Consider the following 18,456-nt stretch of genomic DNA (forward strand, 5'->3'; position numbering starts at 1 on the left):
GGCTGTCACGTCATGCGGCTCCGCCGCGTGGGCGCGACCAGCCCCAGCGGAGCGCCTACGCGGCGAGGTCCGGCTCCTCGGGGTGCTCCGCCCGCGCCCCGGGGATCAGCGCCTCCCGCCCCGGACGCCCCGCGCTCCGCGACCGGATCAGCCGTCCGGCGCGCGGCGAGCGCTCCACGGCCTTCATCACCGGGGTCAGCAGGGCCATGGCGAGCGGGGACAGGAGCAGGGCGACGGCGGTGCCGAGGGCGAAGCCGCCGATGACGTCCGTCGGGTAGTGCACGCCCATGTAGACCCGGCAGAAGCCTTCGAGCAGCGCGATCCCTATCCCGGCGAGCCCGAACTTCCGGTTCGCGACGAACAGCCCGACGCCGATCGCCATGGTGAGCGTCGCGTGGTCGCTCACGAACGAGAAGTCGGTCTTGCCGCTGACCAGGACGTCGAGTCCCTGGTGGTCCACGAACGGGCGGGGCCGCTCCACGAAGCCCCGTATCGGCACGTTCACCAGCACCGCGACGCCGGCCGCGAGGGGCGCCCAGACGAGCGCGGCCACCGACGGGGCGGCGTTTTCGTCACCGCCGCGCCGCACGGTCCACCAGCACCACAGCACCAGCAGGACCATGGCGAGCAGCAGCCCGTACTCGCCGACGAACTCCATGCCGCGGTCGAACCAGTGCGGCGCGTCCTTGGCGAGGCCGTTGATGTCGTACAGCAGGTCCACGTCGGGGTTCGAACCGGATTCGGCGAGTCCAGCCATGGTGCTGCGGCCCCTTCGTCGTCTTTCCGCGAGCGCAGCCTTTCGTGCGCCCCCGATCCATCCCCGTGGTCGTAGATCGGTCTACGTCAACAGGAACGCACATTCCCCTTCAGTACGTTCCACCCTCCACCGAATGATCACGCAGACGTTATCGAAGAGAGATACATCGCCGCAGCTCAGGGGTGGGATCAAACCGTCGTCGGCAACGCTTTCGCGCCATCTTCGGTCACGCGCGTGGCGCCGAAGTAGTCGGGGGTGTCGATGGGGTCGAAGCGGATGACGGCGCCCGTGCGCGGTGCGTCGATCATGTACCCGCCACCCACATAGATACCGACGTGCCGAATGGCCCGCGAGTTGGTGAGGTCGTCGGAGAAGAACACCAGATCGCCCGGAAGCAGTTCCGCCCGCGCGGGGTGCGCTCCGGCGTTGTACTGGTCGTTGGCGACGCGCGGCAGAGTGACTCCGACACTCTCGTACGCGGCCTTGGTCAGACCCGAGCAGTCGAAGCGTCCACCCTGGTCAGCGGTTCCGTTGCCGCCCCACAGGTAGGGCGTGCCGAGCTTCTTCTGCGCGTAGTAGATCGCCGCCGCGGCCTGCTGCGAGGGATCCACCCGGCTCACCGGCCGCGCGAAGCTCTTCTCCAGAGTGGTGATCGTCTTCACATAGTTCTGGGTCTCCTTGTACGGCGGCACGCCCCCGTACTTGATGACCGCGTAGGCCCCCGCGTTGTAAGCGGCGAGCATGTTCTCCGTGACGTTCCCGGGCGCGTCCTTCACATAGGACGCGAGCTTGCAGTCGTAGGAGGCGGCCGACGGAATCGCGTCATTCGGGTCCCATACGTCGCGCTTGCCGTCCCCGTTGCCGTCGATTCCGTGCGTGGCCCAGGTGCCGGGGATGAATTGCGCTATGCCCTCCGCCGCCGCCGGACTCTTGGCGTTCGGATTGAATCCGCTCTCCTGGTACAGCTGTGCGGCGAGCAGCGCCGGATTGATCGCGCTGCACAGATTGCCCCACTTCTGTACGAGCGTCTGGTACGCGGTCGGCACGGCGCCCTTGGCGAGACCGACCGATCCGGCGCCGACCCCGTTGGCGAGGTTCCCGGCCACCATGTAGACGCCTACGACCAGCGCCGACATGAAGGCGGTCCCCACCCCGGCGACGGCGGTCACCACGACCCACGTCTTACGCACCGTCAACCGCCCCTCGCCGCCCGGGAGTCCGCCGGACGTCAGTCTAGAGGCGACCCCTGTGCGAGGAAACGATCACACACGACAAGAAACGGGGCGCGAAGTGCGCCCCGAACCCCTCCCGCGCGCCCCTAACCCGCCTTGCGCGCCGCCTTGTACAGCGTCGCGGCCTCTTTCCCGAGGACGATGCTGAACGAGACGTCGTCGGTGTCCCCGCCCGCCTCGTGGCCGCCGATGACCCCGACGACCGCCCCGTCGCCGTTCACCCAGGGGCTGCCGCTGGTGCCGCCGGCGAAGGCGGGGCACTCGATGCGCTGCTGGGTGCGGCTGTGGACGGTCGGTTTGTTCGTACAGGTGATCGGCTCGTCGAGGGTGCTGGGGTAGCCGGTGACCGTGACGGCGGTGGCCCCGGTCTCCCTCCCCGTGGCGAGGGCGTTCCCCCCGACGACGTCCTCGACGCCCTTCGCGCCCTGCTTGGCGACCTTGGCGAAGGCGACGTCGCTGTCCTCGTCCTGACCGCCGGTCCAGGCGTCACCGACGTAGGTCCTCGTGACGTCCCAGATCCCGTACGGCGCCTTGCCGTCCCGATAGCCCGGGACAAACCGCAACTTTCCGCCCCCGTCAAGGCAGTGCGCGGCGGTCACCAGGAGGTCCCGCCCCTCGCTGTGCACGACGGAGGCGGTGCAGAAGTGCCCGCTCAGGCCGTCACCTGCGCCGAACAAGGCGCCCACACGGGCGCTCGCCTTGTTCGTGTCGGCCTGTACGGTCACGCCGAACGGCCCGGGGCCGTCATCGGCGGACGCCACGGACGCGGACGTGACGGCCAGCATCACGACCACGACGAACAAAGCGTTCCGCCGGTTGCCAGGGGGACGAGTGGTGCGCTTCATCGGTTCACACTCTGGCCCACGGAATTAAGAAAAATCCTGGAACCACACTGAGAATCTCCTATGAGTCACCGGTGGGAGCCAACGGAGTCACAACGGCAGGTCCACCGTACGGCCCATACCCAGCCCTCGCACGCACACTCGACCCTCCACATCACCCACAGCCTGTGGACGAACATCGCCGCGCCCGGCCGGGACTTGTGGATCGGACGGTTCGGAGCGGGTGAGGCGCCCAGGTAAGAAGATGGCGGCGAGCGGTAAGCTCATTCACCGATTTGCGGGGATCGGGTTCACCACCGGTTCACTACCACTCGCACGGGCGACCGTTGACATCCAGGAGACGGAGGCGTGGGCGTGAGCGCCGAACGGGTGCGCGCGCCCGCCCGCCACCACGACTGCTCGGACAAGGCCCGCCTGCCGCAGACGACCGATCCCGCCCGTGAGCTGTTCCGGCACGTCGTGCCCGAACTCTCAACACTTGAGATCGAGCACCGGGTGTCGTTCCGCGTCAAACGCCAGACCGTCCTCTTCGGAGACGCCCCGACCACTCTGGTGGCGATCAGCCACACCCTCCTCCTCACCCTTAAGGAAGCCCCCCGTGGCTGACGTCCCCCCGGGCCTCGACTGGGTCCGCGCCGTCCCGGACGACGCGACCGGACCCGGCCCCTGGATCGAACTCGCCTTCGGCGCCGACGACCTGGTCCACATCCGCGAAACCAGCGACCCCACCAATATCGTCACTACCACTCAGAAGAAGTGGGACGCCTTCGTCCTGGGCGTACAGGCGGGCGAGTTCGACCACTTCGTGGAAGGACTGGAGGACAAGAGATCTTAGGGACCACGACAACACGCCGCACCCTGCTCACCGCGGCCACCACCACCGCCGCCACCCTCGCGCTCGGCGCGGGACCGGCGTACGCGGAGGATCCCCGGCACCGGGACACCCGTGCCCGGCTGCGCGAGCTGGAGGCCCGACACGGGGCGAGGATCGGCGCGTTCGCGTACAACCTGAGGACGAAGGCCACCGTGCGCCACCGCGCGGCGGAACGCTTCCCCATCTGCTCGGTGGTCAAGACGCTCGCGGCGGCGGCCGTGCTGCGGGATCTGGACCGGCACGGGGAGACACTCGCCCGGCGCGTCCACTACACGGCGGCTGACCTGGCCGGGTACTCACCGAAGACGGGTGAGCCGGAGCACCTGGCAGGCGGCATGACCGTCGAGCAACTGTGCGACGCGGCGATCCGTTACAGCGACAACACGGCGGGCAACCTGCTGCTCCGCGAGCTGGGCGGCCCCACGGCGATCACGCGATTCTGCCGCTCGCTCGGGGACCCGAAGACCCGCCTGGACCGCTGGGAGCCGGAGCTGAACACGGCGGAGCCCTGGCGGGTGGAGGACACGACCACCCCGGGTGCCATCGCCGGCACGTACGCCCGGCTCGTCCTCGGCGACGCGCTCCACTACCGCGACCGCGACCGCCTGACGACGTGGCTGCTCGGCAACACCACCAGCGGCGACCGTTTCCGCGCGGGCCTGCCCGAGAACTGGACGATCGCCGACAAGACCGGCACCGGCGCCTACGGCACCAGCAACGACGTGGGCATCGCCTGGACCCCGGACGGAGCCCCCGTGGCCCTCGCTGTCCTCAGCGCCAAACCCGCGCAGGACGCCGCCGCGGACAGCCCCCTCGTCGCCGCCACGGCCTCGGTACTGGCCGCGGCCGTGGGCTGACGCGAGCCCCCGAGGCAGTCGGCGACCCCCGTCGTCACTCGGCCGGCGCCGCCCCCGTGTACGCCGCGGTCGTACGATCCGCGGCCCCACGGGCGGCGGCTTCCGCCGTCCCCGCCGCGACGCTCGCCTCGTACCAGCCCTCGCTGCTCAGCGTCACGAACCGGCGCCCCTCCTCGGAGCCCAGCCACGCCATGCTCTCCTTCGGGTCGAGGGATCCGCCCGAGGAGAGATGGGTCGCGAGGCCCATGAGGCCGAGATCCCAGCCGACGCCCACCGCGCCCGGCCCGAACTCCTCCCACCGCTCGTCGACATGGGCGATGTGATCGAGCTCGAAGCGGGTCGTCTCCTGCGTCACCGCCGTCAGCCGGACCTCGATCCAGCTGACCTGGCCGCCGTACTCCCAGGTCGCGGCGAAGCTCTGGGGCGGGTCGCAGCGCTCGACGGTGCCGCCCGCGTTGCCCTCCACCTGGTACCGGCCGCCGAGGCGCAGCTCGCCGGAGACGGGCGCGAACCAGCGCGGGATGCGTTCGGCGTTGGTGCAGGCGTCCCAGAGGTCCTCGACCGTGGCGTCGTACGTCTGGCTCAGCGTCACCACCCGTGCCTCGCCGGCCTCCAGCACGCGCGAGCCGACCTGCCGTCGTACGGCGCTGATCTGATGGGTGACGTCGATCATGGGGTGCTCCTCGGATCCACTCGCTCGGCGGCGTCGCCGGACTCCCGCGGGCGCCGCTCCCTCTTCCCCCGTGCCAGTTCCGTCGCGAGGGCGTCCAGCGGGGGCGTCCAGAAGCGGCGGAACCGTGCCAGCCACGCGTCGATGTCCCGCAGGGGCTCCGAGTTCACCGCGTACAACCGCCGGGCCCCCTCCGGCCGTACCGTCGCGAAGCCGTTCTCCCGCAGCACCTTCAGATGCTGGGAGACCCCGGGCTGCGATATCCCGAACTCTTCCCTGATGACCTCGCACACCGCCCCGGAACTCAGCTCACCGTCGGCGAGCAGCTCCAGGATGCGGCGGCGCACGGGGTCCCCGAGTACGTCGAATGCGTGCACGGCGGCAATGTATCACTTAGCGCTTATATAAATGAGTGCGGATACATGGATCCGCGAGTCAAGCCACCGTCAACTTCCAGCCATCGAGGCGCCATTGAGGGGTAACCCGATCACCCGGGTTCGGTATGGCGGAAGTCAGAATTCCAGATCTCTCTTGTTTGTCGCGTACTCAACAAGCGAGTGTCTACGCGGGTCACACGGCCCGGCCGCCGGGGACACCGCACCGACGGCAACAGCACCCGCACCGCCCCTGTCAACCTCTCTCAGGAGCTGTACGTTGCGTACTACACCCCCCATACCCCCCACGTCCCCCACACCCGGCCACAGATCGGCCGCACGCACCAACTGGCGCCGCATCGGCTCCGCGGCCGCCGCCACAGCCGCCCTCCTGGTGGCCGGTTTCGGCACCGCCGTCGACGCGAGCGCGGCAGCCGGCACGACCGCGACGAAGACCGTCGTGAGCAAGACCACCGCCGCCAGGGCCGGTTCCACCAAGGTCACCTGGACCCGTTCCTGTGCCGAGCCCAGGAAGAAGGGGGAGATGGCCTGCAACGCGCTGCGCGTGACCGGCGGCACGACCGCCTTCATGAAGGCCAACGCCCACGCGAACGCCGTCACCCCCAGGGCCGCCGCCGACTCCCCCACCGGCTACGGCCCCAGTGACCTCCAGGACGCCTACGGCCTGACCGACGCCGCCGCCTCCAACGGCTCGGGCGAGACCATCGCGATCGTCGACGCCTACGACGACCCGAACGCGGCCTCCGACCTCGCCGCGTACCGCTCGTACTACGGCCTGTCGGCCTGCACCACGGCCAACGGCTGCTTCAAGAAGGTCAGCCAGACCGGCTCCACGACCTCCCTCCCCACCGCCGACAGCGGCTGGGCCGGCGAGATCTCGCTCGACCTCGACATGGCCAGCGCCGTCTGCCCCAACTGCAACATCACGCTGGTCGAGGCGAAGTCCTCCTCCATGGCCAACCTCGGCACCGCGGTGAACGAGGCGGTCAAGCTCGGCGCGAAGTACGTCTCCAACAGCTACGGCGGCTCGGAGTCCTCCTCCGACACCTCCTACGACAGCTCCTACTTCAACCACCCGGGCGTCGCCATCACGGTCAGCGCGGGTGACTCCGGCTACGGCGCCGAGTACCCGGCCGCCTCCAAGTACGTGACCTCCGTCGGCGGCACCGCCCTCTCCTCCAGCTCCAACAGCCGCGGCTGGACCGAGAAGGTGTGGAACACCAGCAGCACCGAGGGCACCGGCTCCGGCTGCTCCGCCTACGACGCGAAGCCGACCTGGCAGACCGACACCTCCTGCTCGAAGCGCATGATCGCGGACGTCTCGGCCGTCGCCGACCCGGCCACCGGCGTCTCGGTCTACGACACCTACGGCGACGGCACCGGCTGGGTCACCTACGGCGGCACCAGCGCCTCCTCGCCGATCATCGCGAGCGTGTACGCCCTGGCCGGCACCCCGTCCAGCGGCTCGTACCCGGCGAAGTACCCGTACGGCTCGGCCGGCACGTCCGCGCTCAACGACGTGACGTCGGGCAGCAACGGCTCCTGCTCCACGAGCTACTTCTGCACCGCCAAGTCGGGCTACGACGGCCCGACCGGCTGGGGCACCCCGGAGGGAGTCTCGGCCTTCACCGGCTGATCGGATCGCCCTCCGCACGGCACGGAGCCGCCGGGCGACGGATTAAGTGGGGATCCACCGGCGGCGCCCGAGACGGGCCGCGGCAGCCTGCCGCGGCCCGTTCGCCATCGTGTCCAGCCGGTCGGAAACTTTGGTAAATCCCTTGACCTGCCTGTGAGTTGAGTCAAGCGGCGCTCAGCCGAAGTCCATCAAGCGGCCATCGAGGAGTAACGCGGCGGCCTCGTTCAGTAATGCGGAAGTCAGGATTCCAGACGGCTCTTGTTGTCGCGTACTCAACAAGAGGATGGTCATCGGCGGGCCGCTCGGCCCTCCGCCGGGGACACCGCACCGGCGGCGCACCCGCACTGCCCCTGTCAAACACTCTCAGGAGGCTGTCCGTTGCGTACCTCGAATCCCCAAGAGCCCGCAAGACCCGCCATACGCGGCAGGTGGCGCCGCATCGGAGCAGCCGCCGTCGGCACCGCGGCTCTCGTCCTCGCCGGCTTCGGCGCCGCGGGCCCCGCGAACGCCGCCCCGGCCGCCAAGGTCACCTCCGCGGCCGCCTCCACCTCCGCCAAAGTGACGTGGAGTCCGGCCTGTTCCACCCCCGCGAAGGGCCAGATGGCCTGCAAGGCGCTGCGGGTCACCGGCGGCACGACCGCCTTCCAGCAGGCCAACGCCCATGCGGACGCCGTCACCCCGAAGGCAGCCGACGCCGCCACCCCGTCCGGGTACGGGCCGAGCAACCTCCAGAGCGCCTACGGCCTGACCTCGGCCGCCGCCTCCAACGGCTCGGGCGAGACCATCGCGATCGTCGACGCGTACAACGACCCGAACGCCGAGGCGGACCTCGCCAAGTACCGCTCGTACTACGGCCTGTCGGCCTGCACCACGGCCAACGGCTGCTTCAAGAAGGTCAGCCAGACCGGCTCGACGACCTCCCTGCCCTCCAGTGACGCCGGCTGGTCCGAGGAGATCTCCCTCGACGTCGACATGGCCAGCGCCATCTGCCCGAACTGCAACATCCTGCTCGTCGAGGCCACCTCCGCCACCATGGCCAACCTCGGCAAGGCGGTGAACGAGGCCGTCACGCTGGGCGCGAAGTACGTCTCCAACAGCTACGGCGGCTCGGAGTCCTCCTCCGACACCTCCTACGACACCTCGTACTTCAACCACCCCGGCGTCGCCATCACCGTCTCCGCGGGTGACTCCGGCTACGGCGCCGAGTACCCGGCCGCCTCCAAGTACGTGACCTCCGTCGGCGGCACCGCCCTGTCCACCAGCTCCAACAGCCGCGGCTGGACCGAGAGCGTCTGGGAGACCAGCAGCACCGAGGGCACCGGCTCCGGCTGCTCCGCCTACGACGCGAAGCCGACCTGGCAGACGGACACGGGCTGCTCGAAGCGGACCATCGCCGATGTCTCGGCCGTCGCCGACCCGGCCACCGGCGTCTCCGTCTACGACTCCTACGGGGTCACGGCCGGCTGGTACACCTTCGGCGGTACGAGCGCGTCCTCGCCGATCATCGCCGGTGTGTACGCCCTCGGCGGCACCCCCTCCAGCAGCTCCTACCCGGCATCCTTCCCCTACGCGTCGGCCGGCACCTCGGCCCTCAACGACGTGACCTCCGGCAGCAACGGCAGCTGCGGCTCCAGCTACCTGTGCACCGCGAAGTCGGGCTACGACGGCCCGACCGGCTGGGGCACCCCGGAGGGAGTCGCGGCCTTCACCGGCTGACCCGCCGGAGACGCGGAAACCCCCCGAAAGCACGGTAAAGCGGGGGGAACTGCCGGGGAGGACGTGGGGATCCTCCGGCAGTGCGGGGAACGGGCCGCGGCAACCAGCCGCGGCCCGTTTCCGTGCGCCACGGCGACGGGGATAGCCTTCGGGGCAGCGGCCGTGCGTCCACATCGGGCGGACGCGCGACCCGGAGAACATCGGCTCGACGACCCGTCAGAAACACGACGGGCACGCAGGGATGCTGCGAGGAGCGGCGGAGCGACCGCCCCGCACTCGTCGTAGAAGGGGTTAACGACGGAACCACACCACAGGTTCCGGTTCGACTTCATTGCCCGGCGTGACCAGCCGTGATACACAGAGTGACCATACGACTCCCTGCATACCGTCGCACGCCTCCCGAACGGAGCCCGCGTACGCCGGTGACAAGGGATTCGTACGAAAACCGCCAATCAATGACGCCAAGTCGACATACGACAGCGGCATTGTCGGCGAGAATGGGCCCGACCTCTGCGCACAGTGGCAGGGGGTGCAGAACTACCCACTAGGGGCGGTGACTTACATGCTTTTCGCAGCCGACAAGGGCGACATCACCACAATCATCGGCGGAATCGCCCCGGACTGGGGTCCCTTCGGCAGCCTGGGCAACGAGGCCAAGACGATGATCCAGGTCGTGATGGCCGTCGCCATCCTGCTCTGCCTCGGGATCGCGATCTGGGGAGCGGCGAAGCAACGCATCGGAGCGACGGCGCTGCGCGACACGTTCAGCGCCGAACAGGGCAAGGGTCTGATCATCGCGGGCCTCACCGGGGTCTTCATCATCGGCTCCCTCGGCACGCTCTTCACCATCGTGTACGGCATGGCCGTCTAGCTTCGGCCGGGCACCCGGCTCCTCACCTCATCTCCTCCTTACCTGTCCGACCCACCCGTCCGTCGTGCCCACCGGCTGAGGTTGCGTTTCCCTGATGTCGAGTCACCACACCGCGTCCGCGCGGGAACCAGCACGGCTACCGTCGTACTACGCGGTTCAGGAAGAGGTTGAGGGGGCGTACGCGACATGAGTCTCGGTGACGAACCCGGATACGGGGACGGCTCCCGCGGCGACGACGGCGGATACGGGGGGACGGGCCAGACCCGGACCCGCCTCCCCGACCGCCCCGGAGACGTCTACGGCGGCGCCCGCCGCGGCCGATCGTCCTCACGGAGCCTGGTGACGGTGGTCGGCGTCGTCGTCCTCCTCATCGCGGCCATCGCCTTCGCGAACCGTGGAGGAGACGATTCCTCTTCCTCCTCCGGAACGGGCAACGGCGGCGGCAACGCCACCAAGACCTCCCCCACGGCCCCCTCGGGCCAACGCCCGGTGGACACGAACACGGGGGGCATCCCCACGGGGTTCGCGCACAGCGAGCAGGGTGCGCAGAGCGCGGCGACGAATTACGGGGTCGCGCTCGGATCGACCGGCATGTTCGATACCAACCAGCGACACGCCATCGTCAACACGGTGTACACCCCTGAAGTCGCCGCCGCCCGGCAGTCGGATCTCGACAGCGCCTACTCCAGCGAGAAGTTCCTGACCAACATCGGGCTGACCAAGGACGGCAGGGCGCCCGCCGGCCAGACCTTCGTCTCACGGATCATCCCCGTAGGCACCAAGGTCACATCCTCCAGCACCGACAGTGCCACGATCGAGCTCTGGTACACGTCGCTCTTCGGCCTGTCCGGCAACGGCTCCACGAACCCGGTGTCGGAAAGCTGGTTCACGACGACGTATCAACTGAAGTGGATCAGCGGGGACTGGAAGGTCGCCGACTTCACCCAGAAGGACGGGCCGGTCCCGGTCGGACGGGACCAGAAGGCCTCCACCGCCGACGACATGACCAAGGCCGTCGAAGAGTACGGAGGGTTCACGTATGCCCGCTAGCCGCCGAGTACTCAAAGTCGCCGCTGCTGCAATGGCCGTACAGACCATGGCGGTGCTGCTGGCCACCCGCGCCATGGCTGCCCCCGCACCATCACCATCACCATCTTCATCACCGAGCAAGGACGCCTGCGCCCTCATCCGCGGTCCCGCGAAGGACTACTGCGAAAAGCGCAGCATTACCGGCGGTACCACCGACCCCGGTACCACCTCCACGCTCGACCCCCTCTCCTCGCTGGCCAAGGGCTGCGCCGAGGCCGCGTCCTGGACCATCGACAAGCTCTCCGCGGCGGTCAAGGACACAGCGAACGTCGACTTCACGAACCAGAAGTTCCTCCAGCAGTACGCCGTGGTCTTCGCGGCGTCCACCATCCTCACCCTCCTCCTGTGGCTGCTGGCCGTGGCGAAGCGGGCGGTGCGAGGCGTCCCCCTCGGCACCGCGATCTCCGAGGCGATCGGCTTCCTCTGGCTCACGGTGCTGGCGTCCGCGTTCACCCCGCTGATCCTCTACACCGTCGTCTCGGCGAGCGACGGCGTCACCGACGTCCTCGCCAAGACCACCGGCAACCAGACCGACACCTTCTTCGGCACCTTCTCCGGCGCCCTCGCCAAGGGCGAGAACATCGGCGGCGGCCCGATCATGCTGATCGTCGTCTCCCTGGTGTCGATCCTGGCGGCAGGCGTCCTGTGGCTGGAGCTCGTCATCCGCGCCGCCCTGCTGTACGTCGGCGCCCTGCTCGGCACCGTCGTCTACGCCGGGCTCGTCGACAAGAACCTGTGGGGCCACGTCCGCCGCTGGGCCGGCATCATGATCGCCGTCATCCTGGTCAAACCGGTCATCGTGATCGTGCTCGGCCTCGCCGGCGCGCTGTCGACCAACGGCGGCCCGGACTCCTTCTCCGCCGTCGTCTCCGGCCTCGCGATCATCCTGCTCGCCATCTTCGCCAGCGCGATGATCTACCGCTTCGTGCCCGGCTTCGGCGACGAGATCGCCAACGGCCGCAACAACCGCATCATGCAGGGCGCCGAAGGCAAGGCCGCGGCCGTGATCAGCTCCCCCGCCACCCTGGTCGCCCAGGGCATCAAAACCCACAGCACCCGCGCCGACAACAACGGCGGAGGGGGCGGAGGCGGCGGCAACAGCCAGCCGCGCCCCGCGAACCCCGTCTCCGGAGGCGTGTCCGCCCACAGCACCCGTACGCCGAACGGAGGCGGCGGATCTGTCCCCTCCGCCGCACCCCCACCACGTACCGGCAACACCCGCAACAGCAGCAGTACCAACCGCACGGGAGGTGAAGGGCGTTGACGACCGATTCGCACGTGTCCCATCCGGTCACGCCCCGCCGTACATATCTGATCGGCCGCGCCCGGCCGAACGCGATCGTCGGCCGGAACCGCGAGTCCGGCGAGATCGCGCTCATCATCGCGGGCGCGTTCCTCGGCATGATGTGCGGCTTGCTCGTCCCCGTCCTGTCCCTGCGGATCGTGCTGCTGATGGGCTTCCCGCTGGTGGCCATCGCCGCGGTGTACATCCCGTACAAGCGCCGCACGTTCTACAAGTGGTTCGAGATCAACCGGAGTTACAAGCGCAACCTGCGCCGCGGCACGGCGTACCGCAGCAGCGTCCAGGAGGCCGGCACACGCCTCGACGGCAAGGAGGTCGAGATCGGGCCGCCGCCCGGCATCGGCCGGATCTCCTGGCTCGCGGCCCCCTTCGGCCCCGACGAGATCGCCGTACTCCTGCACGCCGACCGCCGCACCGTCACCGCCGCGATCGAGATCGAGGGCCCGGGCGTCGGCCTGCGCGACAGCGAGGACCAGGAGGCCCTCGTCGACCGCTTCGGCACGCTGCTCAAGCACGTGGCGAACGGCGACGGCTTCGTCACCCGCCTCCAGATGCTCGCCCGCACCCTCCCCGCCGACCCCGACGCCCACGCCAAGGACGTCGCCCAGCGCGGAGACGAGAAGGCACCGGCCTGGCTCCAGCAGTCCTACGACCAGCTCCAGTCCATGGTGTCCACCAGCAGCGAGCAGCACCGCGCCTACCTCGTCGCGTGCATGCACTACAACCGTGAACTCGCCGCCGAGGCCCAGGCCATGGCGCGCGCCGCCCGCCCCCAGGGCGGCAAGAAGCTGGACCGCGACGCCGGACTCGCCGTCGTCATGGCGCGCGAGCTGACCGACATCTGCTCGCGCCTCCAGGAAGCCGACATCCGCGTACGCCAGCCGCTCGGTCAGGGGCGGCTGGCCTCCCTCGTGCACTCCATGTACGACCCCGACCACCCGATCGACCACATCCAGGCGATGACGAAACGCAACGCCTGGCCCGCCGAGCTCGACGCCATGGAGCCCACCTACCTCCAGGCGAAGACCCGCGAGTCCTCCACCCGCGCCCCCTGGTGCCACGCCACGGCCTGGGTGAAGGAATGGCCGATGACCCCGGTCGGCGTGAACTTCCTGGCCCCGCTCCTGGTCCACACCCCGGACGTCATCCGCACCGTCGCCGTCACGATGGACCTCGAACCCACCGAGGTCGCCATCGAGCGCATGCTGACGGAGAAGACGAACGACGACGCCGAGGCCAGCCGCCAGCTGAAGATGAACCGCACGGTCGACCCCCGCGACATCGCCTCCCACAACCGCCTGGACCAGCGCGGCGAGGACCTCGCGAGCGGCGCCGCCGGCGTCAACCTCGTCGGCTACATCACGGTCAGCTCCCGCTCCCCGGAGGCCCTCGCCCGCGACAAGCGCACCATCCGCGCCTCCGCCGGAAAGTCGTATCTGAAGCTGGAGTGGTGCGACCGCGAGCACCACCGGGCCTTCGTCAACACACTGCCGTTCGCCACCGGAATCCGCAGGTAGGAGCTGATGTTCTGATGCGGGATCCGCTGTCCGCCGCGACAGACGCCTTCACGGGCTTCCTCTTCGGCAAGGTCGAGACGACCCGCCTGCCCGTACGCACCTCCACGGGCCAGGCCCAGGCGGTCTACCTGCCGACCGCCGCACCCGGCCTCGGCGACTCGGGCGTCATCATCGGACGCGAGGTGTACTCCGGGAAGGGCTACATCTACGACCCCTTCCAGCTGTACGGCCAGCAGCTCCCCGCGCCGCACTGGCTGGTGCTCGGCGAGTCCGGCAACGGCAAGTCGGCGCTCGAGAAGACCTACGTCCTGCGCCAGCTGCGCTTCCGCGACCGCCAGGTCGTCGTGCTCGACGCACAGGGCGAGGACGGCGTCGGCGAGTGGAACCTCATCGCGGAAGAGCTGGGAATAACTCCCATCCGCCTGGACCCGACCGCGGCCCTGGACATGGGCATCCGCCTCAACCCGCTCGACCCGGCGATCACGACGACGGGCCAGCTGGCCCTGCTGCGCACGATCATCGAGGTCGCGATGGGCCACGGCCTCGACGAGCGGTCCGGCTTCGCCCTCAAGGTCGCACACGCCTATGTCAACGAGACGATCCTCGAGCGCCAGCCCGTACTGATGGACATCGTCGAGCAACTACGCCACCCCGAGCCGGAGTCGGCCGAGGCGATGAACGTCGCCATAGACGACGTACGGGCGTGGGGCCTGGACGTCGCCCTGGTCCTCGACCGCCTGGTCGACGGTGACCTCAGGGGCATGTTCGACGGCCCCACGACGGTGGGGATCGACCTGGACGCACCCCTGATCGTCTTCGACCTGTCCCACATCGACCGCAACTCCATCGCCATGCCGATCCTGATGGCGATCGTCGGCGTGTGGCTGGAACACACCTGGATCCGTCCCGACCGCAAGAAGCGCATCTTCCTGGTGGAGGAGGCGTGGCACATCATCAACAGCCCCTTCGTGGCCCAGCTCTTCCAGCGCCTGCTGAAGTTCGGCCGGCGCCTGGGTCTGTCCTTCGTGGCGGTGGTCCACCACCTGTCCGACGTGGTGGACGGCGCCGCGGCCAAGGAGGCGGCCGCGATCCTGAAGATGGCGTCCACCCGCACGATCTACGCCCAGAAAGCCGACGAGGCACGGGCGACGGGCCGGGTGATCGGCCTGCCCCGGTGGGCCGTCGAGATCATCCCGACCCTGACCCCCGGCATCGCCGTCTGGGACGTCAACGGCAACGTCCAGGTGGTCAAACACCTCATCACCGAGACCGAACGCCCCCTCGTCTTCACCGACCGCGCCATGACCGAGTCCTCCGCCGACCACCTCGCCGACGACGCGCTGCGTGCCGCCGAACTGGAGGCCGAGGAACGCGCCGCGGCCTTCGTGGAGCAGCACCTCGCCGATCTCGACGGTTCGTCCGAGTCCACGGTGGCGTGAGATGAGCCGGGACGGGCGGGACCGCCGCAAGGCGGAGAGCGAGGGCGGCATCCCGGACGGCCTGCTGGTCGGGGTGCTCGCCTTCCTGCTCGGCATGACCTTCCTGATCTGGTCGGCCACGGGGCTCGCCGGCTGGTTCGCCCACGGCGCCTGGCCGAACGCGGTCACCTTCGCCCGTACGCCGCTGGCCCTGCGGCACCTGATCGGGCACCCGCACGACGTGACGGGCGCCTGGCCGGACACCCCCGCGGACCAGCTCTCGGGGTACGGGCTCTTCTGGGGCCTGTTCATCGGCCAGCTGATGGTGCTGGTCGTGCTGACCATCTTCGTGATGGGGACGTGGGCACGGTGGCGTGCGGTCCGGGCGAGACGGAAGGCGGGGGCGTACGCGAGACCGACACCGGAGCCGGCTCCGGCTCCGGCTCCGGCACAGGTGCCCGAACCGGCTCTGACTCCCGCCGCCGAACAGGTCCCGCCGCATCACGAGGTCCCGCTGCCGCGACCCGAGCCGCAGCCGGCCGAGCTGCCAAAGGAGGCGCCGCAGCCGACGTTTTCGACGGCTCCCTTGGCAGGGGACGGCGAACGGGTGGGTGGGTGGGAAAGAAATCGCGCCGCAGGCGCGCTCATCCTCGCCCCACCAGAAACGCGCCACACCACCGCGACCCAGGCCGTACGAGACGCGGACGGCCCCGCCCTGGTGGTCACCTCCAACCCCGCCATCTGGTCGGAAACCAAGGACGCCAGAGCCAAACTCGGCCCCGTCCTCCTCTACGACCCCTCCCACCTCTGCGACACCCCGGCCCGCCTCCACTGGTCCCCCTCCACCGGCTGCGAGGACAAGGCCACGGCCGCGTCGAGAGCCGCCGCCCTCCTCGGCCCCGTCCGCCCCACCGCCAAGGTCGACCAGGCCATGGCAGACGTCGCCGAAACGCTCCTGCGCAGCTATCTGCACGCCGCCGCGGTGGAGGGCAAGGCCTTCCGCCACGTCCACCGCTGGGCCCAGGGCACCCAGGTACAGGACGCCGTACGAGCCCTCCGCACGAACCCCAAGGCCGCCTCCGGCGCGGCGGGTGAACTCGAGGCCGCGCTCACCTCGCACCCCGAACGCCGCGACATAGCACAGGAGTTGACGGCTCGCGCCCTGTCCGCGCTCTTCACGGTCAACGTCCGCGAATCCTGCACCCCGAACCGAAGTGACGCCCTCACGCTGGATTCCTTCGTCAACGAAGGGGGCACGCTCTATGTGGTCGGTGAACCCATCGAGGACCCCAAGGCGAACCCCGGCGCGATGCCGCTCCTGACGGCCCTCGCCTCAAGCGTGGTCGAGCGCGGCCGGCGCATGGCCGAACGGTCATCCTCCGGTCGCCTCGACCCACCACTTACGCTCGTCCTGGACGACGTCGCCGCGGTGGCCCCACTCCCCCAGCTCCCGGAACTGCTCGCCGGCGGAGCCGACCAGGGCCTGCCCACCCTGGCCCTCCTCCGCTCCCAGGAACAGGCCAGGGCCCGCTGGCCCCAGCACGAACTCCCGGTCTGACGGGACCCAGGGCCGACGACACGTAGGGCCTGACGACACCCAGGACCTGGCGGCGCCTACGGCCTGGCGATCACAAACTCCAGGTCCCGGGTCCCCTCGTTCCCCTGGGATGGCACGGATCCCCCGGTCGGCACGAACCCCGCCTTGCGGTAGAAGGCCTCGGCGCGCCCGTTCTTCTCGTGCACGAACAGCCGTACACGCTCAAGCCCGCGCTCCCAGGCCCAGGCGAGAGCGCCGTCGACGAGCGCGTCCGTCACACCGCTCCCCCGGTGCTCGGCCCGCACGAAGACACCCACCAGATGCCCCTGGTCCTGCTCGATCACGGCATCGAAGAAGTCCCGCTGCCCGGCCTTCTCGACCAGCATGACCACGGAACCTCCCCACGCCCCGTCCGGCCCGACCGCGACGAACTGCCGCGCCCCGTCCCCCTCGGCGGCCCCCGCCGCCCGCTCCTGCCAGAACGAGTCGGGCCGGGCCGCTGCCTGCTCGTACGTCTCCAGGAACGCGAGATGCGCCACGGGGTCGCGCAGGGCGGCAAGCCGCAACTCCTTGGCCTCGGGCCACTCGTCGGCGCGTATGGAACGAATCGCATGGTTCATGGAGCCCACCGTAGTCTCCGCGTCCGACGTCCCTCATCTGAATTCCACCCTGCCGATCCCCGCCGTCCGGGACCCCGTCATGCTCTTCCCTGTACGCACATTGATCCCAGGGGAGAAAGCCGCATGACCAAGGTCCAACTAGAGGAACTCCGCGAGGTCATCCACCCTGCGGGCAAGCTGGAGAGCAGGGCGGAACACTGGGCCGGCCGCCTTTACATGCGCTCGCTCTCCCTGCGGGTGACCCGCCTGATGCTGGGCACCCGCGTCTCGCCGAACCAGATCACGACGGTCATGGTCTTCGCGGGCGTGCTCTCCGGAGTCGCCCTGGTCGTCCCCGGCCCGGGCGGCGCCGTACTGTCCGTCCTCTTCATGCAGTTGTATCTGCTCCTGGACTGCGTGGACGGCGAAGTGGCCCGCTGGCGACGCCAGTTCAGCCCGCTCGGCGTCTATCTGGACCGCCTCGGCGCCTACCTCGCCGACGCCGCCGTCATGGTCGGCATGGGCATCCGCGCCGCCGAACTCGGCCTGAACCTCTACCTGGTGGCCGGCCTGGCGGCCGCGATCGGCGTGCTGCTCCTGAAGTCGTCCTCCGACCTCGTCCACGTGGCACGTTCCGACAGCGGCATGGAGAAGGCCACCGACCAGTCCGTCGTCCCGCGCTCCAGCGGCCTCGCCCGGGTCCGCCGCCTCACCTCGGCCGTCGGCCTCCACCGCCTGGTCAACGGCATCGAGTGCACCATCCTGCTACTGGTGTCGGCGATCGTCGACCTGTCGCTCGGCGACCTGACGGCGACGAAGATCGTGACCGTGGCCGTGACGGCGATCGTCTGGCTGCTCGTCCCCGCGCACATCGTCTCGATCGTCGCGTCGTCCCGCCTGAAGTAACCGAGTGAGGGCACGCGGGGCCGAACAACAGCCCCGCGTGCCCTCGACGTTTCGCCCCTGGACTCATGGACATGACACGGGAGTGAACGCAAAAAGGCCCCAACTTCGGGTACCTACCCGAAGTTGGGGCCTTTCTCAAAATTTGTTCGGCGGCGTCCTACTCTCCCACAGGGTCCCCCCTGCAGTACCATCGGCGCTGTGAGGCTTAGCTTCCGGGTTCGGAATGTAACCGGGCGT

Annotated in this window: 18 protein-coding genes and 1 rRNA gene; 12 read left to right on the forward strand and 7 right to left on the reverse strand. The window is 69.5% G+C overall.

All coding sequences use genetic code 11. The features are described from left to right. Window positions 1-55: 55 nt before the first annotated feature. The 3 genes from ACIQTP_RS46185 to ACIQTP_RS46195 all read right to left on the reverse strand — a co-directional run bounded on the left by ACIQTP_RS46185 (window position 56) and on the right by ACIQTP_RS46195 (window position 2,834). The gene (locus tag ACIQTP_RS46185) at window positions 56-757 is read right to left on the reverse strand and encodes a phosphatase PAP2 family protein (RefSeq protein ID WP_403412040.1); all 702 of its coding nucleotides are present in this window, start codon (window positions 755-757) and stop codon (window positions 56-58) included. Between the two features lie 188 nt (window positions 758-945). Beyond that, window positions 946-1,947: an NlpC/P60 family protein gene (locus ACIQTP_RS46190; protein ID WP_403412043.1), complete on the reverse strand. Its 1,002-nt coding sequence runs from the start codon at window positions 1,945-1,947 to the stop codon at window positions 946-948. Between the two features lie 128 nt (window positions 1,948-2,075). Beyond that, window positions 2,076-2,834 (reverse strand): trypsin-like serine peptidase, encoded by a 759-nt coding sequence (locus ACIQTP_RS46195; protein ID WP_403412046.1) that lies wholly within the window; start codon window positions 2,832-2,834, stop codon window positions 2,076-2,078. 351 nt (window positions 2,835-3,185) lie between these two features. Between ACIQTP_RS46195 and ACIQTP_RS46200 the strand changes: the two genes are divergently transcribed. Genes ACIQTP_RS46200 through bla form a run of 3 tightly spaced genes read left to right on the forward strand, consistent with a single transcriptional unit; the run spans window position 3,186 to window position 4,562 of the window. After that, complete coding sequence (locus tag ACIQTP_RS46200; RefSeq protein ID WP_403412049.1) at window positions 3,186-3,437, forward strand: Scr1 family TA system antitoxin-like transcriptional regulator; 252 nt, start codon at window positions 3,186-3,188, stop codon at window positions 3,435-3,437. Beyond that, window positions 3,430-3,666, forward strand: coding sequence for a DUF397 domain-containing protein (locus tag ACIQTP_RS46205; protein ID WP_403412052.1), 237 nt, complete (start codon window positions 3,430-3,432; stop codon window positions 3,664-3,666). Before ACIQTP_RS46200 ends, ACIQTP_RS46205 begins: the two co-directional genes overlap by 8 nt. 23 nt (window positions 3,667-3,689) lie before the next feature. After that, complete coding sequence (bla, locus tag ACIQTP_RS46210; RefSeq protein WP_403412083.1) at window positions 3,690-4,562, forward strand: class A beta-lactamase; 873 nt, start codon at window positions 3,690-3,692, stop codon at window positions 4,560-4,562. A gap of 34 nt (window positions 4,563-4,596) precedes the next feature. Here the strand turns inward: bla and ACIQTP_RS46215 are convergent, their stop codons facing one another. Both ACIQTP_RS46215 and ACIQTP_RS46220 read right to left on the reverse strand, forming a co-directional pair. After that, the gene (locus tag ACIQTP_RS46215; RefSeq protein ID WP_403412055.1) at window positions 4,597-5,235 is read right to left on the reverse strand and encodes an SRPBCC family protein; all 639 of its coding nucleotides are present in this window, start codon (window positions 5,233-5,235) and stop codon (window positions 4,597-4,599) included. Further along, window positions 5,232-5,609: an ArsR/SmtB family transcription factor gene (locus tag ACIQTP_RS46220; protein ID WP_402051068.1), complete on the reverse strand. Its 378-nt coding sequence runs from the start codon at window positions 5,607-5,609 to the stop codon at window positions 5,232-5,234. Before ACIQTP_RS46220 ends, ACIQTP_RS46215 begins: the two co-directional genes overlap by 4 nt. A gap of 277 nt (window positions 5,610-5,886) precedes the next feature. On the opposite strand from ACIQTP_RS46220, the gene ACIQTP_RS46225 reads away from it, so the two are divergent. The 8 genes from ACIQTP_RS46225 to ACIQTP_RS46260 all read left to right on the forward strand — a co-directional run bounded on the left by ACIQTP_RS46225 (window position 5,887) and on the right by ACIQTP_RS46260 (window position 16,735). Further along, window positions 5,887-7,263 (forward strand): peptidase S8, encoded by a 1,377-nt coding sequence (locus ACIQTP_RS46225; RefSeq protein ID WP_403412059.1) that lies wholly within the window; start codon window positions 5,887-5,889, stop codon window positions 7,261-7,263. Between the two features lie 378 nt (window positions 7,264-7,641). Further along, window positions 7,642-8,979, forward strand: coding sequence for a peptidase S8 (locus tag ACIQTP_RS46230; RefSeq protein ID WP_403412062.1), 1,338 nt, complete (start codon window positions 7,642-7,644; stop codon window positions 8,977-8,979). Between the two features lie 562 nt (window positions 8,980-9,541). Beyond that, on the forward strand, window positions 9,542-9,850 hold the full coding sequence (locus ACIQTP_RS46235) for a hypothetical protein (protein ID WP_054232206.1): 309 nt from the start codon (window positions 9,542-9,544) through the stop codon (window positions 9,848-9,850). Between the two features lie 186 nt (window positions 9,851-10,036). Further along, window positions 10,037-10,900: a hypothetical protein gene (locus ACIQTP_RS46240; RefSeq protein ID WP_403412065.1), complete on the forward strand. Its 864-nt coding sequence runs from the start codon at window positions 10,037-10,039 to the stop codon at window positions 10,898-10,900. Then, the gene (locus ACIQTP_RS46245; protein WP_403412068.1) at window positions 10,890-12,203 is read left to right on the forward strand and encodes a hypothetical protein; all 1,314 of its coding nucleotides are present in this window, start codon (window positions 10,890-10,892) and stop codon (window positions 12,201-12,203) included. Before ACIQTP_RS46240 ends, ACIQTP_RS46245 begins: the two co-directional genes overlap by 11 nt. 14 nt (window positions 12,204-12,217) lie before the next feature. Further along, window positions 12,218-13,759 (forward strand): SCO6880 family protein, encoded by a 1,542-nt coding sequence (locus tag ACIQTP_RS46250; protein WP_403412086.1) that lies wholly within the window; start codon window positions 12,218-12,220, stop codon window positions 13,757-13,759. A gap of 14 nt (window positions 13,760-13,773) precedes the next feature. Beyond that, window positions 13,774-15,198 (forward strand): ATP-binding protein, encoded by a 1,425-nt coding sequence (locus ACIQTP_RS46255; RefSeq protein WP_075026905.1) that lies wholly within the window; start codon window positions 13,774-13,776, stop codon window positions 15,196-15,198. 1 nt (window position 15,199) lies between these two features. Beyond that, entirely contained in the window at window positions 15,200-16,735 is a 1,536-nt protein-coding gene (locus tag ACIQTP_RS46260; protein ID WP_403412071.1) for a type IV secretory system conjugative DNA transfer family protein, read from the forward strand. A gap of 56 nt (window positions 16,736-16,791) precedes the next feature. Here ACIQTP_RS46260 and ACIQTP_RS46265 read toward each other — a convergent pair whose 3' ends face one another. Beyond that, window positions 16,792-17,334 carry a GNAT family N-acetyltransferase gene (locus tag ACIQTP_RS46265; protein WP_403412074.1) on the reverse strand — a complete coding sequence of 181 codons (543 nt, stop codon included), beginning with the start codon at window positions 17,332-17,334 and terminating at the stop codon, window positions 16,792-16,794. 123 nt (window positions 17,335-17,457) lie between these two features. On the opposite strand from ACIQTP_RS46265, the gene ACIQTP_RS46270 reads away from it, so the two are divergent. Then, on the forward strand, window positions 17,458-18,219 hold the full coding sequence (locus ACIQTP_RS46270; protein WP_403412077.1) for a CDP-alcohol phosphatidyltransferase family protein: 762 nt from the start codon (window positions 17,458-17,460) through the stop codon (window positions 18,217-18,219). A 144-nt stretch (window positions 18,220-18,363) separates the two neighbouring features. Here the strand turns inward: ACIQTP_RS46270 and rrf are convergent. After that, window positions 18,364-18,456 (reverse strand): 5S ribosomal RNA (rrf, locus tag ACIQTP_RS46275); the annotation flags it as partial.

The organism is Streptomyces sp. NPDC090798 (assembly GCF_044768965.1).
GTDB lineage: Bacteria > Actinomycetota > Actinomycetes > Streptomycetales > Streptomycetaceae > Streptomyces.

Bases quoted from the DNA above. Each gene is read 5' to 3' on its own strand.
- ACIQTP_RS46185 (WP_403412040.1), bottom strand. From the start codon at position 757: ATGGCTGGACTCGCCGAATCCGGTTCGAACCCCGACGTGGACCTGCTG.
- ACIQTP_RS46195 (WP_403412046.1), bottom strand. From the start codon at position 2,834: ATGAAGCGCACCACTCGTCCCCCTGGCAACCGGCGGAACGCTTTGTTC.
- ACIQTP_RS46215 (WP_403412055.1), bottom strand. From the start codon at position 5,235: ATGATCGACGTCACCCATCAGATCAGCGCCGTACGACGGCAGGTCGGC.
- ACIQTP_RS46235 (WP_054232206.1), top strand. From the start codon at position 9,542: ATGCTTTTCGCAGCCGACAAGGGCGACATCACCACAATCATCGGCGGA.
- ACIQTP_RS46240 (WP_403412065.1), top strand. From the start codon at position 10,037: ATGAGTCTCGGTGACGAACCCGGATACGGGGACGGCTCCCGCGGCGAC.
- ACIQTP_RS46245 (WP_403412068.1), top strand. From the start codon at position 10,890: ATGCCCGCTAGCCGCCGAGTACTCAAAGTCGCCGCTGCTGCAATGGCC.
- ACIQTP_RS46255 (WP_075026905.1), top strand. From the start codon at position 13,774: ATGCGGGATCCGCTGTCCGCCGCGACAGACGCCTTCACGGGCTTCCTC.
- ACIQTP_RS46260 (WP_403412071.1), top strand. From the start codon at position 15,200: ATGAGCCGGGACGGGCGGGACCGCCGCAAGGCGGAGAGCGAGGGCGGC.
- ACIQTP_RS46265 (WP_403412074.1), bottom strand. From the start codon at position 17,334: ATGAACCATGCGATTCGTTCCATACGCGCCGACGAGTGGCCCGAGGCC.
- ACIQTP_RS46270 (WP_403412077.1), top strand. From the start codon at position 17,458: ATGACCAAGGTCCAACTAGAGGAACTCCGCGAGGTCATCCACCCTGCG.